The sequence below is a fragment of the Microbacterium sp. Leaf161 genome (assembly GCF_001423645.1).
GTDB lineage: Bacteria > Actinomycetota > Actinomycetes > Actinomycetales > Microbacteriaceae > Microbacterium > Microbacterium forte.
Map to the genome: position 1 here is coordinate 2,335,091 of NZ_LMOW01000001.1, position 14,855 is coordinate 2,349,945.

Consider the following 14,855-nt stretch of genomic DNA (forward strand, 5'->3'; position numbering starts at 1 on the left):
CGTCGTCGTGGGGAGCTTCGTGCCTCTTTTTCAGGCACCGGCGTCGGAGAGCGCCGGACGGGTAGATCCTATCGCGCCCAGGCCGACGCGTCGCCGACTTGCGCGCGTAACACCGCCGAAACGGCGACGCGGAAACATGCGGTCATGGAGTCACTGTTCGACGGATACACCTCGCGCCGGTCGCCGCGCAGAGCAGGCGCCGCACCGTGGGACGAGATGTTCCCCTCAGACGCGCCATCCGGCGGTGAGGGCGTGCGTCTGCCCTACCAGGACATGTATCCGGCTCTCGCGGCCATGGACGACGCAGAGCTGAGGGCGCGCACCGACGCCCTCGCCAGCTCGTATCTCGCACAGGGAGTCACGTTCGATTTCGCCGGGGAGGAGCGTCCGTTCCCGCTCGATGTGGTCCCTCGCGTGGTCGCCGCCGATGACTGGCGCTACGTCGAGTCAGGGGTGAAGCAGCGCGTGCGGGCTCTCGAGGCATTCCTCGCGGACGTCTACGGTCCGCAGCTCGCGGTGCAGGACGGCGTGATCCCCGCGTCGCTGATCAGCTCGTCGGCGCACTTCCACCGTCAGGCGGCCGGGATCGTCGGGGCGAACGGGGTGCGCATCCACGTCGCCGGCATCGATGTCATCCGGGACGAGCTCGGAGCCTGGCGCGTGCTCGAAGACAACGTGCGCGTGCCGAGCGGCGTGAGCTACGTCCTGGCGAATCGGCGCGTGATGGCGCAGACGCTTCCCGAGCTGTTCACGAGTCTCCGGGTTCGCCCGGTCGTCGACTACCCGGGCCGCCTCCTGCAGGCGCTGCGTGCCGCGGCCCCTGACGGCGTCGATGACCCGACGGTCGTGGTGCTGACCCCCGGCGTCCACAACTCGGCCTATTACGAGCACACCCTGCTCGCGCGCATGATGGGCATCGAGCTCGTCGAGGGGCGCGACCTGTTCTGCTCGGGCGGGCGGGTGTGGATGCACACGACCGCCGGCCCCACGCGGGTGGACGTGATCTACCGGCGAGTCGACGACGAGTTCCTCGACCCGCAGCACTTCCGCCCCGATTCCGTGCTGGGCGCCCCCGGGCTGATGCTCGCTGCTCGCCTCGGCAATGTCACGCTCGCCAACGCGGTGGGCAACGGCGTGGCCGACGACAAGCTGGTCTACACGTACGTCCCCGACCTGATCCGCTACTTCCTGGGCGAGGAGCCGGTGATCCCGAACGTCGACACCTGGCGGCTCGAGGATCCGGGTGCGCTCGAGGAGGTGCTCGACAGGCTCGACGAGCTGGTGGTGAAGCCGGTCGACGGCTCGGGAGGAAAAGGGCTGGTCGTCGGGCCCGACGCGTCGCGCGAGACGTTGGAGGCTCTGCGCAAGTCGTTGCGGGCCGACCCTCGGGGCTGGATCGCCCAGCCGGTCGTGCAGCTGTCGACCATTCCGACACTCGTGGAAGACGGATTCCGCCCGCGGCACGTCGATCTGCGTCCCTTCGCCGTCAACGACGGGCACGACATCTGGGTGCTGCCCGGCGGTCTCACCAGGGTCGCTCTGCCCGAGGGACAGCTCGTCGTGAACTCCAGCCAGGGTGGCGGCTCGAAGGACACCTGGGTGCTGGACCCTTCGCTGTTCACCGGGCCGACGACGACCGTGGAGGGCGATCCCGATGCCGCGGCGGACGAGGTGTCGCTCGCCACCGGGGCGATCGCCGTCGTGGCGCCGGCGCGCGAAGAACCGCACCCGCCGTTCCTGTCGTCGCCGCAGGACGAAGACCTCGAGCTGCGCCATCACCAGCAGCAGCAACAGCAGCAACAACAGCAACAGCAGCGGGGAGGAACAGGATGCTGAGCCGCATCGCCGAGGCGCTCTTCTGGATCGGCCGCTACGTCGAGCGGGCCGATGGCACCGCGCGCATCCTCGACGTGCACCTGCAGCTGCTGCTCGAAGACCCGTGGGTCGAGGAGGACACGGCCTGCCGTGCGCTGCTCTCGGTGATGGGAACCACAGCGGATGCCGACACCGTGCTGAGTCGAGACGACGTGGTGCGGCTTCTCGCGCTCGACCGCGAGCACTCGGCGTCGATCGCCCACTCGATCGCATCCGCCAGGGAGAACGCCCGGCGCGCCAGGGAGATCATCTCGACCGACCTCTGGGAGACGCTCAACGAGTCGAATGCGCGCATGCCTCGTCGTATCGCCTCGGACAAGACGCATCCGTTCTTCCGCTGGGTGCGCGACCGCTCGGCGCTGGCCTTCGGCGTCGTCGACTCCTCGACGAGCCGTGACGAGGCATGGCACTTCTTCGTTCTCGGCCGGTCGATCGAGCGCGCCGACATGACCGCGCGTCTGCTGGCGACGCGATCGCTGACCGAGGCCGGTGGTCCGAGCTGGACGACGCTGCTGCGCAGCTGCGGCGCATACGAAGCCCATCTGCGCAGCCACCGAGCGGTGCCGACAGGCGCGTCAGCAGTGGAGTTCCTGCTGATCGACCGCCTGTTCCCCCGATCGGTGCTCTCGAGCATCCTGCAGGCCGAGGAATGCCTGCGCGGCATCGATCCGGCCGGCGCATTCGGCGTGCCCGACCGGGCTCATCGCGTGCTCGGTCGCATGCGGTCGGAGCTGGAGTACCGACCGATCGGCGACACCGTGCATCGTCTGTCGGAGAGCATGGAGGAGGTCCAGGTGGGGATGTCAGTGGCGAGTGACGCGATCAGGGAGCGGTACTTCCCGTCGATCGCGATGCCGGTGTGGATCGGAGAGGCGCTGTGAGCCGCCTCAAGATCGTGCATCGCACCGGCTTCCGCTACGAGCAGCCGGCGACGGCGTCGTACAACGAGGCGCGCATGCTGCCGCACTCCCGAGAGGGGCAGTTCGTGCTGCATGCGACGCTCGACATCTCGCCGACGGCCACCCAGCACTCGTACTCCGACTACTGGGACACGCGGGTCTCGACGTTCGAGCTGCTGACTCCTCATCAGGTGCTCTCGGTCACCGCGACGAGCGTGGTCGACGTCAGGCCGCTCCCGACGGCGACCGCCGGAATCGACTGGGATGAGCTCGAATCCCGGATCCCGCAGTCGCTCGCTCTGGCCGAGTGCGTCGCGCAGACTCCCGCCACCGCCCCGGATGACGAGATGCGCGATCTCGCCCTGCACTTCGAAGCGGAGGGCGGCGGAGTGGACGAGACCGCCCTCGACATCTGCCGCGCGGTCGGGGAGGCCATGGAGTACCGCAGCGGCGTCACCGGCGTGAGCTCGACGGCTCGTGACGCCTGGCCTGCGCGATCAGGTGTCTGCCAGGACATCGCTCACGTGGCTCTCGGGGTGCTGCGCGCAGCGGGGATTCCGGCACGCTATGTGTCGGGATACCTGCACCCCGACCCGACGGCCGCGATCGGGCAGGCCGTGACGGGGGAATCGCACGCCTGGGTGGAGTGGTACTCCGGGGAGTGGCGCGGATACGACCCCACCAACCTCGTCGACATCGGCGAATCCCACGTCTATGTCGGCCACGGCCGCGACTATGCCGATGTCGCTCCGCTCCGCGGGGTGTATGCCGGACCCAGCGCGTCGGAGCTGTTCGTCTCGGTGGAGATCACGCGCCTCGGCTGAGGCGACGGCATGGCCTGACGACGCACGGCAGTGGGGAAGAATGAGACGATGACGGATGCATCGATCGAGCGCGAGACGCTCACCTGGGACGGCTTCGGATCCGCGACGCGAGATCTCGCGCGCAGCATCCTCGAGAGCGGTTTCGTGCCCGAGGTCGTGGTGGCCATCGCCCGCGGTGGTCTGCTTCCCGCCGGTGCCATCGCGTACGGCCTCGGTGCCAAGAACTGCGGCGCGATCAACGTCGAGTTCTACACCGGCATCGGCACCGTGCTCGATGCCCCGGAGGTGCTGCCGCCCGAACTCGACATGGCCTATCTCGACGGTCGTCGCGTGCTGCTCGTCGACGACGTCGCCGACTCGGGCCGCACGCTCGCGCTCGCGGTGCAGCTGCTGAAGGACAAGGGAGCCGACGTGCGCTCGGTCACGATCTACACGAAACCGTCGACCATCATCCAGCCCGACTACGCGTGGAAGGACACAGATCTGTGGATCAACTTCCCCTGGTCGTTCCAGGGCACGGTGCGTGAAGAGGACCTCGGGCTCGCGCCGTCGGCCTGACCTCGTCAGCCGCGCTGCAGTGAGCGGAGAGTCTGGATCGTGTCGGCGTCTGCGACGCTCTTGTCGGGGCGGTAGGCCTTGACGCGGGCGAAGCGCAGCGCGATGCCACCGGGGTAGCGCGGAGAGCGCTGGACGCCGTCGATCGCGATCTCGACCACGAACTCGGGGCGCAGGAACACCGTGCTCTGGGTGCGCCGTGTCTCGAGTGGCGGAAAGTTCTCGGTCTGCCAGCGCAGCAGATCGTCGGTCAGACCCTTGAACGTCTTGCCGACCATCACGAGCCCGCCGGGCTCGCCGAACTCTCCGCTCGGATCGAGAGCGCCGAGATGGAGATTCGACAGCCACCCCTGTCGTCGACCCGAGCCCCACTCTGCTGCGAGCACCACGAGGTCATAGGTGAGCACGGGCTTGACCTTGACCCAGGACTTGCCGCGTCTGCCCGCTGCGTAGGGCGCATCGACGCCCTTGACGACGACGCCCTCGTGCCAGGCCGCCAGCGCCTCTCGTGACAACTGCTCAGCAGCCGCGGGGTCGTCGGTGACGATGCCAGGCATGCGCCACTCGCCGACGGCCTTCTCGAGTTCGGTCAGACGGGTCGAGAGCGGCTCGTCGAGCAGGTCGCGTCCGTCCACGTGCAGGAGGTCGAAGAACCAGGGGCGCAGCACGAGCTCGCGCGACACGTCGGCTCCGAACCGAGACATCGTCTCCTGGAACGGGCGGGGGCCGCCGTCCTCATCGAGCGACAGGGTCTCGCCGTCGAGGATCAGGTCGTGGGCGGGAAGACCACGCACGATCTCGACGATCTCGGGCACACGGTGCGTGATGTCGGCGAGGCTGCGGGTGTACACGCTCACGTCGTCGCCGCTGCGGTGCACCTGAATGCGTGCACCGTCGAGCTTGTATTCGACGGACGCCCTGCCCGTGACCTCCAGGGCCGCGGTCGGAGTCGCCGCGGTCGAGGCCAGCATCGGCAGAACAGGCCGACCGACGACCAGGCTCACGGCATCGAGCTCGGCCTCTGTGCCGGTGAGCGCGAGCAGCGCCGTCTCGCCGAGGTCACCCGAGAGCATGGCGGCACGACGCACCGTGGCAGGTTCCCGCCCGGATGCCCGGGCGATCGCATCGAGAAGCACGCCGCCGAGCGCGCCGGTGCGCAGCTCACCCAGCATCGCCCGAGAAAGCAGATCCCACTCGTGCGCGGTGGCTCGCGCCGCCAGCGACGCGAGCGTGGCAGTGCGCGCCGCAGCGGAGCCGGAACCCGACGTCCCGGCGAGAGCCTCGAACCCCTCGTCGACGTCGCCGATCGACAGGGTCGGGGTCTCTGCGTGCGAGGCATCGAGGGCGGCGACCCCGCGCCAGCCGACCCCGAGACGCCCCTGTCGGGGATTCGCCAGGAGGATTCCGACGACGACGGGGATCTCGTCACGGTCGGCACGCGCAAGCAGCTGCGACAGCGCCTCGATCTTGGCGAGGCGCGATGAGGTCGCGGTGACGGTGTCGGCGGTGGAGACGAGCTCCGAGAGCATCATGGATGCAGTCTGTCATCGGCATCCGACATCGGGGATGCCCTTGCATCCGTCCTCGATGCGGCGCTATGACACCGGATCACCGGACGGAGATCGCCTCAGCGCCCGCGGAACTCGGGCCTGCGCTTCTGCTGGAAGGCCGCGAAGCCCTCGCGGTAGTCGTCGGTGTCGCACAGCGCGGCCTGAGCGGCGTTCTCGAGGTCGATCGAGTCCCACAGCGCCAGCCTCTCGTCGCGGATGCGCGAGACGAGCTGCTTGCTCGCGAGGAACGCGGCGGTGGCACCGCGCGCGGCGATGCCGGCGGCATCCGTCGTCGTCTGCAGCACCTCGTCGTCGGGCAGGACGCGTGAGAAGAGCCCCGAGGTCACGGCCTCGGCGCCGCTCATCAGACGCCCTGTATAGATGAGGTCGAGCGTCCTGTGCGCGCCGAGGCGCTCGACGAACAGGGCGTGTCCGCCCGAGTCGAGCGTGGCGCCCAGCGCCGCGAACGGCGAGCCGATCTTCGCCGACTCCGCGACGTAGACGACATCGGTGGCGATCAGCAGTCCGAGTCCGACGCCCAGGCATGCACCGTGGGCGACCGCGAACGTCGGAGCGGGAAAACGCGCCATCCGCTGCAGCAGGGGAGTCACGAGCCCGCCGAGGTAGCCCATCACGTCGTCGTCGCGAGGATCGACGGCCGAGATGTCACGACCGGCGCAGAACGCGCGCCCCGCGCCCCGGAGCACGAGTGCGCGCACGCCGGCCGAGTCGGCCTCGTCATATGCACGGCCGAGATCGCGCAGCGCCTGCTCGTCGAGCGAGTTCAGCTTGGCCGGTGCGTTCAGGACGATCGTCGCGACGTCGTCGGCGATGGTGAGATCGATCATCGGATGCTCCTCAGACGTCGTAGTCGACCACGACACGGTCGCTCGTCGGGTGCGACTGGCAGGTCAGCACATAGCCGCGTTCGAGCTCGTCCGGCTCGAGCGCATAGTTCTCGGTCATCGTCACGCTGCCTTCGATGACCCTGGCGCGGCAGGTGCCGCACACTCCGCCGGCGCACGCGAACGGGGCGTCCGGCCGCACCCGCAGAGCTGCGTTCAGCACCGACTCGTGCGCGTCGACCGGGCTCTCGACGGTCGACGAGACGCCGTCGAGGTTCACCTCGATGCGGATCGTCTTCGCGCCCGCCCGCACCTCGACCGGGCGCGCGGCGCGCACAGGTTCGTCGCCGGTGGTGAAGAGCTCGAACCGGATGTGCTCCCGGGGCACGCCGACGTCGGCGAGCACCTCGCGGCACAGATCGACGAGCGAGAGAGGACCGCAGAGGAACCACTCGTCGACGTCACTCGGGTCGATGAGCATCCTCAGGATGGTGCGCAGCTTCTCCTCGTCGATCCGCCCCGACAGCACGGGAGCCGTGCGCTGCTCACGCGAGAGCACATGGTGCAGCGTCACTCTCGTCGGATATCGGTCCTTGAGGTCGGCGAGCTCTTCGAGGAACATCACGTCGAGTGTGGATCGGTTCGTGTAGAGCAGTGTGAAGCGCGACGAGTCCGAGCGCGTCAGCACTGTGTGTGCGAGCGCCATCAGCGGGGTGATGCCCGAGCCCGCGGCGATGCCGACGACGTGGCGATGATCGAGATCGTCGAGCCCCGAGGTGAATGTGCCCTGCGGACTCATCACATCGATCTCGAACCCGGCGTGCAGCCCGGTCTGGGCCCACGTGGAGAAGAGGCCGCCCTCGTCGCGCTTCACGGCGACGCTCAGCCGGGTGGGCGTGCCCGCCGCGATCTGCTCGGCTGTGCGGTGCTCGGGCGCGCGGCACAGCGAATACGATCGGCGCACCTCGGTGCCCTCCAGGGTGGTGCGCAGCGCCACGTACTGGCCCGGCAGGTGGTCGTAGTCGTCGGCGAGCTCGGCGGGAACCGTGAAGGTGACCTCGACCGAGTCCTCGGTGAGCGGCCTCACCTCTTCGACCGCGAGAGTGTGGAACCGCGCGCGCTTCTTCGCGGCCGATGCGGAGGGCGAACGAACGGATGCCGGTGCGACGGCACCGGACGGGGCGAACAGCGACATCAATGCACCTTGAAGTGGTCGAAGGGTTCGAGGCATGCGCGGCACTCGAACAGCGCCTTGCATGAGGTGGAACCGAAGCGCGAGACCTCCCGGGTGTCGAGCGAGCCGCACCGCGGGCAGCGCACGCTGATCGCGAGGCGGATCGGGCCGGACGACAGAGCGGAGCGCCCCGAAGGAGGCGCGATGCCGTACTGCGAGAGCTTCTGCTTGCCGGCATCCGACATCCAGTCCGTCGTCCACGCGGGGGAGAGCACGAGACGCACCTCGACCTGCGAGTAACCGGCCGCGGTGAGGGCCAGGATGACATCGTCGCGGATCGTGTCCATCGCCGGGCACCCGCTGTAGGTGGGGGTGATGTCGACTCGCACGACGTCGCCGTCGACGGTGACGGCACGGAGCACTCCGAGGTCTTCGATCGTGAGCACGGGGACCTCGGGATCCGCCACGGCAGCGGCGATCCGCCAGGCGTCGGTCTGCAGGGTGTCGGTCACCATGACGCCCCCGGATGACGTCGCGCGAGTACCTGCATCTCGGCGAGCAGATGGCCCATCGGTGTCGCGTGCGCACCTCGGCGCCCTCCCGCTGACGATGCCGCCACCGAGGGCGCAGTCAGATCCGCCTCTGCGAAGACGGTGTCGACGACCGCGTCGAAACCGGCGCGAAGGGCGGACGGGCGCACGGCGGCATCGCCGAGACGATCGATCAGTGGCTCATCGCGGAAGAGCTCATCGACATACGGCCAGACGTCGCCGAGCGCGCGCATGATCCGCTGCCGTGATTCGTCGGTGCCTCCGGCGAGACGCAGCACCCACTGCACCGAGTGGTCGCGGTGGTAGTCGACCTCCTTGAGCGACTTCTCGGCGATCGCCGCGAACGTCTCGTCTGTGCTGGCCCGCAGCGCCGAGTAGAGCTCGAACATGTAGGTCGACACGACGAACTGACGTGCGATCGTCTGCGCGAAGTCGCCGTTGGGCTGCTCGACGATCCAGGCGCTGCGGAACTCCGGCTCGTCGCGGAAGTACGCGAGGTCGTCCTCGGAGCGTCCGTCGTAGGAGCCGGCGAAGTGCAGGAACGAGCGGGCATGACCGAGCAGATCGAGGGCGATGTTGCCGAGCGCGACATCCTCTTCGAGTTCGGGCGCGCGGGAGATCCACTCGCCGAGCTGCTGCGAGAGGATCAGGGCGTCGTCGCCGAGCCAGAGGGCGTACTCCGCGATGTCGGCGGATGCCGCGGCGGCGCCCGCTCCCGTGATCTCCTCGCTCAGTCGGAGCTCGTCGACCGAGACGTCGCCGTGCAGGTCGCCGTGCAGGTCTGCGTGGATGTCGTTCACAGGTGCGGCACCCCCTCGGAGGCTGTGTAGTAGACGGCGTGCCGGTAGTTCTTGCCCGCGGGGCTCTCGAAGTAGGCGCCCTTGGCGTCGGGGTCGCTCGTGGTGATCGCGTCGGCGGGCACGGCCCAGATCGACACGCCCTCGCCACGGCGCGTGTAGAGGTCGCGGGCGTTGCGGATCGCCATGTCGGCATCCGGGGCGTGCAGCGATCCGACGTGCACATGGCTCAGGCCGCGGTTCGCCCGGACGAAGATCTCCCAGAGGGGCCAGGGTTCGCGTTCGTCGGCACCGGGCGTCGCCATCACGCCGCCGCCTTCGTCTTCAGCGCCTGCTTGCGGGCGTACTCGGCTGCGGCCTCGCGCACCCACGCGCCCTCTTCGTGCGCCGTGCGGCGGCGCTCCAGACGCTCGGCGTTGCAGGGGCCATTGCCCCGCAGCACCTCGAAGAACTCGTCCCAGTCGATCTCGCCGATCACGTACTGGCCGGTCTCATCGTCGAAGCGCAGATCGGGGTCGGGCAGGGTGACCCCCAGGATCTCGGCCTGCGGCACGAGCATCCCGACGAAGCGCTGGCGCAGCTCGTCGTTCGTGAAGCGCTTGATCTTCCACTTCATCGACTGGGCGGAGTTCGGCGACTGGTCATCGGGCGGGCCGAACATCGCCAGGCTCGGCCAGTACCACCGGTTCACGGCATCCTGCGCCATCCGCTTCTGCTCGTCGGTTCCCTGCATCAGCGAGAGCAGGATCTCGAAACCCTGACGCTGGTGGAACGACTCCTCCTTGCACACGCGCACCATGGCGCGGCCGTAGGGGCCGTAGGAGGCGCGGCACAGCGGCACCTGATTGCAGATCGCGGCGCCGTCGACGAGCCACCCGATAGCGCCCATATCGGCCCAGGTGGGGGTGGGGTAGTTGAAGATCGAGGAGTACTTGGCCTTGCCGCTGATGAGCTGGTCCATCATCTCGTCGCGGGTGATGCCGAGGGTCTGCGCCGCCGAGTAGAGGTACAGGCCGTGGCCCGCCTCGTCCTGCACCTTGGCCATCAGGATCGCCTTGCGCTTGAGGCTCGGCGCCCGGGTGATCCAGTTGCCCTCGGGCTGCATGCCGATGATCTCGGAGTGCGCGTGCTGCGAGATCTGACGGATCAACGTCTTGCGGTAGGCGTCGGGCATCCAGTCGCGCGGCTCGATGCGCTGCTCGTTCGCGATGAGCTCGTCGAACAGGCGCTCGTCGTCTGAGAGCTCGCCATCGACGAGGGAGAGATCTGCGGGGCTTGTCATCATCGACTCCTCGGTATCCGATCCGCTTTACTGACCGGTCGTTAGGTAATTCTGACATGCCGGTCCGCCGTGCGCAACAAGCGGCGCTCAGCGCGAGCGGGAGACCAGGTCGAGAAGGGCGAGCCCGTAGGCCTCCGAGGGGTCCGGATGCTCGAAACGCAGCGTCTCGCCGGCGATCTCGACATCGACGACGAAGGCATCGGGAAGGCGGGTGAGTGCCCGGAACGTGCCCCGCAGCAGTTCGCGCAGCTGATCCTCGCGGGGCAGCCACACCGCGTCCGCGAGGGTGACCGCGTCGAGCGCCCACTCTGTGGTGCCGTTGAAGGCGAGGTCGGTGCCGCTCGGAGTCTGCCTCGCCTCGATCGTCATGGCGCTGACCGTGAAGACGTCGGCCTCGGCTTCGAGCTCGACATCGTTCGGGAGGTCGAGCTGAAAGCGATCGCCCTCGGATGGATGCCACACGAGCCCGGCATCGCGCAGGGATACGGCCAGTTCTCGGGTGATCATCGTTCCACGCTAGACGACGGGGTGAGGACGCGGCGCGGATCTCACCAGTGGATGACGATGCCCCCGGGTGTCGGCGGCCTCGGGCGCGACGTCGGTGGCATGAGGCACAGTGGAGACATGACTTCCCCCTCTGCTGTCGACACCCGCACTGCTGCGCTCGCCGCCTTGCGCGAACTGGTCGGCCGCCCCGACGCCGATTTCCACGACGGCCAGTACGAGGCGATCGAGGCGCTGGTCGAGGGGCGCCGCCGCGCGCTCGTCGTGCAGCGCACAGGCTGGGGCAAATCGGCGGTGTATTTCGTCGCGACGCTGCTGCTGCGTCGGCAGGGGGCGGGACCGACCGTGCTCGTCTCGCCGCTGCTGGCTCTCATGCGCGACCAGATCGCCGCCGCCGAGCGCGCAGGCGTCCGAGCCGTGGCGATCAATTCCACCAACGCGCACGAATGGTCGGAGGTGATGCAGCAGCTCGACCGAGACGAGGTCGATGTGCTGCTCGTCTCTCCCGAGCGACTCAACAACCCGGCGTTCCGCGAGCAGCAGCTGCCGGCGCTCGTGCGACGGATCGGCATGCTGGTGGTCGACGAGGCGCACTGCATCAGCGACTGGGGGCACGACTTCCGTCCCGACTATCGTCGGCTGCGCGATCTCATCGAGCAGATGCCGCCAGAGGTTCCGGTGCTCGCGACCACGGCGACCGCCAACAGCAGGGTCGTGGCCGACGTCGCCGAGCAGCTCGGCGCGGGAGGCTCATCGGGCGACGGGGCCTCCGAGGTGCTCACGATCCGTGGCCCGCTCGCCCGCACCTCGCTGCGGCTCGGGGTGCTGCGTCTGCCGACCTCGGCGAGCCGGCTCGCCTGGCTGCTGAGCCACATCGACGACCTGCCGGGGTCGGGCATCATCTACACGCTCACCGTCGCTGCCGCGGTCGACACCGCTCGGCTGCTGCGCGACCACGGCCACGACGTGCGTGCGTACACGGGGCAGACGGACACCGACGAGCGCACGGAGTCAGAAGGGATGCTGAAGCGCAACGAGGTCAAGGCCCTCGTCGCGACGAGCGCGCTCGGCATGGGCTTCGACAAACCCGACCTCGGATTCGTGCTGCACCTCGGCGCGCCGTCGTCGCCGGTCGCGTACTACCAGCAGGTCGGTCGCGCCGGGCGCGCGAGCGAGAGCGCAGACGTGCTCCTGCTGCCGGGCGTCGAAGACCGCGATATCTGGCACTACTTCGCCACCGCGTCGATGCCCGACCGTGAGCGCGCCGAGAGGGTGATCGCTGCGCTCGGCGATCAGCCGATCTCGACGCCGGCGCTCGAGGCGATGGTCGACATCCGCCGCACACCTCTCGAGCTGCTGCTCAAGGTGCTCGATGTCGACGGCGCGGTGCGACGTGTGCAGGGCGGGTGGGTCGCCACGGGCGAGCCGTGGAGCTACGACGCCGAGCGTTACGAGCGGATCGCGGGTGAGCGCCGAGCCGAGCAGCAGCACATGATCGACTACGAGCAGACCGACGGATGCCGCATGGAGTTCCTCCAGCGCTCGCTCGACGACGACACGGCAGCGCCCTGCGGCAGATGCGACAACTGCGCCGGCATCTGGTTCCCGAGCGAGATCGGCGAATCGGCGACGACTCGGGCCGCGGAGTCGCTCGACCGAGTGGGCGTTCCCGTCGAGCCGCGCCGGGCCTGGCCGACCGGCGCCGACAAGCTCGACGTGCCCGTCAAGGGGCGCATCGCGGCGGGTGAGCAGGCGGGAGAGGGGAGGGCGCTCGCCCGGCTCACCGACCTCGGCTGGGGTGGCACCCTGCGCGAGCTGTTCGCCGCCGGAGCGCCCGATGCCGCCGTGACGCCCCAGGTGCTCGGCGGCTGCGTGCGAGTGCTCGCCGACTGGGGCTGGACGGAGCGCCCTGTCGCGGTGGTCGCGATGCCTTCACGGTCGCATCCGTTGCTCGTCGATTCGCTCGCCCGAGGGATCTCCGACATCGGACGACTGCCGTATCTCGGCGCGCTCGAGCCGGTGGGCGGCGGCCCCAGCGGTCAGCCGGGAGGCAACAGCGTGTTCCGTCTCGCAGGTCTGTGGGACAGGTTCAGCGCGCAGGGCCTCGACGTCCCCGAGGGGCCGGTTCTCCTCGTCGACGACCTGGCCGACAGCCGGTGGACTCTGACGGTCGCCGCCCGCACACTGCGCCAGGCCGGCGCCACAGAGGTGCTTCCGTTCGTGCTCGCGCTTCGCGGCTGAGGTCGGCGATCCATTCCGATGGGAAGACTTCACCGCAGGTCGTAGACCCGCTTGTACTTGCCCTCGCTGCGCGGCAGAGTGCCCGGCTCCTCGACCTTGACGTCGACGCTGGTGCCGATGTGCACCTTGATGCGATGTGTGAGCACTGCAGCGGCGGCGTCGCACTCCTCGATGCTCAACGACGGGTGCCGCTCGATGCGCACCGTCATGGTGTCGAGCTGGCCCGCACGGTGCAGCTCCAGCACGAAGTGCGGTGTCAGGGTCTCGATGCCCATCACGAGCTCTTCGATCTGTGTGGGGAAGAGGTTCACTCCGCGCAGGATGATCATGTCGTCATTGCGCCCGGTGATCTTCTCGATCCGCCGCAGGGCGGGATACGTCGTTCCGGGCAGCAGGCGGGTCAGATCCCGTGTGCGGTAGCGGATCACCGGGAAGGCCTCTTTGGTGAGCGAGGTGAAGACCAGTTCGCCCAGTTCGCCGTCCGGCAGGCGGTCGCCGGTGTCGCCATCGATGATCTCCGGAAGGAAATGGTCTTCCCAGATGTGCGGGCCGTCTTTGGTGAGCACGCTCTCGCTCGCGACGCCCGGCCCCATGACCTCGCTGAGCCCGTAGATGTCCACGGCGTCGATGTTCAATCGCTTCTCGATCTCGCGGCGCATCTCGTTGGTCCACGGTTCGGCTCCGAGCACGGCGACCCGCAACGAGGTCCGCGTCGGGTCGACGCCTGCCGCCTCCATCGCATCGGCGATCGTGAGCAGGTAGCTCGGCGTGCAGAGGATGGCGTCCGGCTCGAAGTCGGCGATCAGCTGCACCTGGCGCGCGGTCTGACCACCGGAGACGGGGATCACCGTGGCGCCGAGTCGTTCGATGCCTGCGTGGGCACCGAGCCCGCCGGTGAAGAGTCCGTAGCCGTAGGCGTTGTGCACCTTCATGCCCGCGCGGATGCCCGCGGCGTGCAGCGACCTCGCGATGAGGTCGCCCCATCTGTCGAGGTCGCCCTCGGTGTAGCCGACGACGGTCGGTCGGCCGGTCGTGCCCGACGACGCGTGGATGCGGCGCACGTCGGCCATGGGCACCGCGAACATCCCGAACGGATAGCTCTCACGCAGGTCCGACTTCGTGGTGAACGGCAGCCTCTGCACGTCGTCGAGAGTGCGGATCTCGTCGGGGTGGACACCGTGCTCGTCGAACTTGCGACGGGACGTCGGCACGTTCTCGTAGGCGTGGCGCACGGTCCACTGCAGGCGCTGCAGCTGCAGTCGGGCGAGTGCAGTGGGGGAGTGCAGCTCGATCTCGGTACCGATCTCGGCACGGGGGTGGGTAATCATCGTCGACTCCTTCGTCGCGGGCAGGGCCATGTCAGGTGTGCCGGTCAGCCCGGGTGCGATCGGTTCGTCGTGAGCGAGCGGCCGCGCACCTCGGCGACGACGTCGCCGGACTCATCGATCACCGTGACGTCGTAGATGCCGTTGCGACCGCTGACGACGCGGCGGATCGCACGTGCCGTCAGCCGCTGCCCCGCGACCGTGGACTTCAGGAAGGTGATGTCCGCGCCGCCCGCGACCGTGACCCGCTCGTCCTCGTTGCAGGCGATCGCGAAAGCCGTGTCGGCGAGGGTGAACACCAGGCCGCCGTGCGTGATCGCGAAGCCGTTCAGCATGTCGTCGCGCACCGTCATCGACACCACGGCCTCGCCGGGCTCGTCGAGCTCGACGGTCATGCCGAGCATCGCCGACGCGGCATCGCGCTGCATCATGG

Annotated in this window: 15 protein-coding genes; 5 read left to right on the plus strand and 10 right to left on the minus strand. The window is 68.9% G+C overall.

The window, feature by feature from the left end; genetic code table 11:
- The first annotated feature begins 144 nt into the window (after positions 1-144).
- The 4 genes from ASF87_RS11125 to ASF87_RS11140 are packed head-to-tail and all read left to right on the plus strand — an operon-like array spanning position 145 to position 4,156.
- Positions 145-1,836: a circularly permuted type 2 ATP-grasp protein gene (locus tag ASF87_RS11125; protein ID WP_056375909.1), complete on the plus strand. Its 1,692-nt coding sequence runs from the start codon at positions 145-147 to the stop codon at positions 1,834-1,836.
- Positions 1,830-2,756 (plus strand): alpha-E domain-containing protein, encoded by a 927-nt coding sequence (locus tag ASF87_RS11130; protein WP_042539371.1) that lies wholly within the window; start codon positions 1,830-1,832, stop codon positions 2,754-2,756. Before ASF87_RS11125 ends, ASF87_RS11130 begins: the two co-directional genes overlap by 7 nt.
- Positions 2,753-3,598: a transglutaminase family protein gene (locus ASF87_RS11135; protein ID WP_056375911.1), complete on the plus strand. Its 846-nt coding sequence runs from the start codon at positions 2,753-2,755 to the stop codon at positions 3,596-3,598. The genes ASF87_RS11130 and ASF87_RS11135 overlap by 4 nt, the downstream gene beginning before the upstream one ends.
- Before the next feature lie 48 nt (positions 3,599-3,646).
- Positions 3,647-4,156: a phosphoribosyltransferase gene (locus ASF87_RS11140; RefSeq protein ID WP_056375913.1), complete on the plus strand. Its 510-nt coding sequence runs from the start codon at positions 3,647-3,649 to the stop codon at positions 4,154-4,156.
- A 5-nt stretch (positions 4,157-4,161) separates the two neighbouring features.
- On the opposite strand, the gene ASF87_RS11145 is transcribed toward ASF87_RS11140, so the two are convergent.
- The 8 genes from ASF87_RS11145 to ASF87_RS11180 all read right to left on the minus strand — a co-directional run bounded on the left by ASF87_RS11145 (position 4,162) and on the right by ASF87_RS11180 (position 10,859).
- Entirely contained in the window at positions 4,162-5,685 is a 1,524-nt protein-coding gene (locus ASF87_RS11145; RefSeq protein ID WP_056375916.1) for an ATP-dependent DNA ligase, read from the minus strand.
- Positions 5,686-5,780: 95 nt separating this feature from the next.
- Positions 5,781-6,551: an enoyl-CoA hydratase/isomerase family protein gene (locus tag ASF87_RS11150; protein ID WP_056375918.1), complete on the minus strand. Its 771-nt coding sequence runs from the start codon at positions 6,549-6,551 to the stop codon at positions 5,781-5,783.
- A 10-nt stretch (positions 6,552-6,561) separates the two neighbouring features.
- Positions 6,562-7,743 carry a 1,2-phenylacetyl-CoA epoxidase subunit PaaE gene (paaE, locus tag ASF87_RS11155; RefSeq protein WP_056375920.1) on the minus strand — a complete coding sequence of 394 codons (1,182 nt, stop codon included), beginning with the start codon at positions 7,741-7,743 and terminating at the stop codon, positions 6,562-6,564.
- Positions 7,743-8,237, minus strand: coding sequence for a 1,2-phenylacetyl-CoA epoxidase subunit PaaD (gene paaD, locus ASF87_RS11160; RefSeq protein WP_042539382.1), 495 nt, complete (start codon positions 8,235-8,237; stop codon positions 7,743-7,745). Before paaD ends, paaE begins: the two co-directional genes overlap by 1 nt.
- On the minus strand, positions 8,231-9,073 hold the full coding sequence (gene paaC / locus ASF87_RS11165; RefSeq protein WP_082508842.1) for a 1,2-phenylacetyl-CoA epoxidase subunit PaaC: 843 nt from the start codon (positions 9,071-9,073) through the stop codon (positions 8,231-8,233). Before paaC ends, paaD begins: the two co-directional genes overlap by 7 nt.
- Positions 9,070-9,375 (minus strand): 1,2-phenylacetyl-CoA epoxidase subunit PaaB, encoded by a 306-nt coding sequence (gene paaB / locus ASF87_RS11170; RefSeq protein WP_042539384.1) that lies wholly within the window; start codon positions 9,373-9,375, stop codon positions 9,070-9,072. Before paaB ends, paaC begins: the two co-directional genes overlap by 4 nt.
- On the minus strand, positions 9,375-10,352 hold the full coding sequence (gene paaA / locus ASF87_RS11175; protein WP_056376466.1) for a 1,2-phenylacetyl-CoA epoxidase subunit PaaA: 978 nt from the start codon (positions 10,350-10,352) through the stop codon (positions 9,375-9,377). Before paaA ends, paaB begins: the two co-directional genes overlap by 1 nt.
- Before the next feature lie 87 nt (positions 10,353-10,439).
- The gene (locus tag ASF87_RS11180; protein WP_042539388.1) at positions 10,440-10,859 is read right to left on the minus strand and encodes a hypothetical protein; all 420 of its coding nucleotides are present in this window, start codon (positions 10,857-10,859) and stop codon (positions 10,440-10,442) included.
- A gap of 117 nt (positions 10,860-10,976) precedes the next feature.
- On the opposite strand from ASF87_RS11180, the gene ASF87_RS11185 reads away from it, so the two are divergent.
- A complete protein-coding gene (locus tag ASF87_RS11185) occupies positions 10,977-13,097 on the plus strand; it encodes a RecQ family ATP-dependent DNA helicase (protein ID WP_056375922.1) in 2,121 nt (706 codons plus the stop codon).
- A gap of 29 nt (positions 13,098-13,126) precedes the next feature.
- Here the strand turns inward: ASF87_RS11185 and paaK are convergent, their stop codons facing one another.
- Together paaK and paaI are read right to left on the minus strand one after the other, a co-directional pair.
- Positions 13,127-14,425, minus strand: coding sequence for a phenylacetate--CoA ligase PaaK (paaK, locus tag ASF87_RS11190; RefSeq protein WP_056376467.1), 1,299 nt, complete (start codon positions 14,423-14,425; stop codon positions 13,127-13,129).
- Between the two features lie 44 nt (positions 14,426-14,469).
- Positions 14,470-14,853, minus strand: coding sequence for a hydroxyphenylacetyl-CoA thioesterase PaaI (gene paaI / locus ASF87_RS11195; protein WP_082508844.1), 384 nt, complete (start codon positions 14,851-14,853; stop codon positions 14,470-14,472).
- Positions 14,854-14,855: the final 2 nt, after the last annotated feature.

Coding starts and splice junctions, on each gene's coding strand:
- ASF87_RS11125 (WP_056375909.1), top strand. CDS start 145: ATGGAGTCACTGTTCGACGGATACACCTCGCGCCGGTCGCCGCGCAGA.
- ASF87_RS11130 (WP_042539371.1), top strand. CDS start 1,830: ATGCTGAGCCGCATCGCCGAGGCGCTCTTCTGGATCGGCCGCTACGTC.
- ASF87_RS11140 (WP_056375913.1), top strand. CDS start 3,647: ATGACGGATGCATCGATCGAGCGCGAGACGCTCACCTGGGACGGCTTC.
- ASF87_RS11145 (WP_056375916.1), bottom strand. CDS start 5,685: ATGATGCTCTCGGAGCTCGTCTCCACCGCCGACACCGTCACCGCGACC.
- ASF87_RS11150 (WP_056375918.1), bottom strand. CDS start 6,551: ATGATCGATCTCACCATCGCCGACGACGTCGCGACGATCGTCCTGAAC.
- paaE (WP_056375920.1), bottom strand. CDS start 7,743: ATGTCGCTGTTCGCCCCGTCCGGTGCCGTCGCACCGGCATCCGTTCGT.
- paaD (WP_042539382.1), bottom strand. CDS start 8,237: ATGGTGACCGACACCCTGCAGACCGACGCCTGGCGGATCGCCGCTGCC.
- paaB (WP_042539384.1), bottom strand. CDS start 9,375: ATGGCGACGCCCGGTGCCGACGAACGCGAACCCTGGCCCCTCTGGGAG.
- paaA (WP_056376466.1), bottom strand. CDS start 10,352: ATGACAAGCCCCGCAGATCTCTCCCTCGTCGATGGCGAGCTCTCAGAC.
- ASF87_RS11180 (WP_042539388.1), bottom strand. CDS start 10,859: ATGATCACCCGAGAACTGGCCGTATCCCTGCGCGATGCCGGGCTCGTG.
- ASF87_RS11185 (WP_056375922.1), top strand. CDS start 10,977: ATGACTTCCCCCTCTGCTGTCGACACCCGCACTGCTGCGCTCGCCGCC.
- paaK (WP_056376467.1), bottom strand. CDS start 14,425: ATGATTACCCACCCCCGTGCCGAGATCGGTACCGAGATCGAGCTGCAC.
- paaI (WP_082508844.1), bottom strand. CDS start 14,853: ATGATGCAGCGCGATGCCGCGTCGGCGATGCTCGGCATGACCGTCGAG.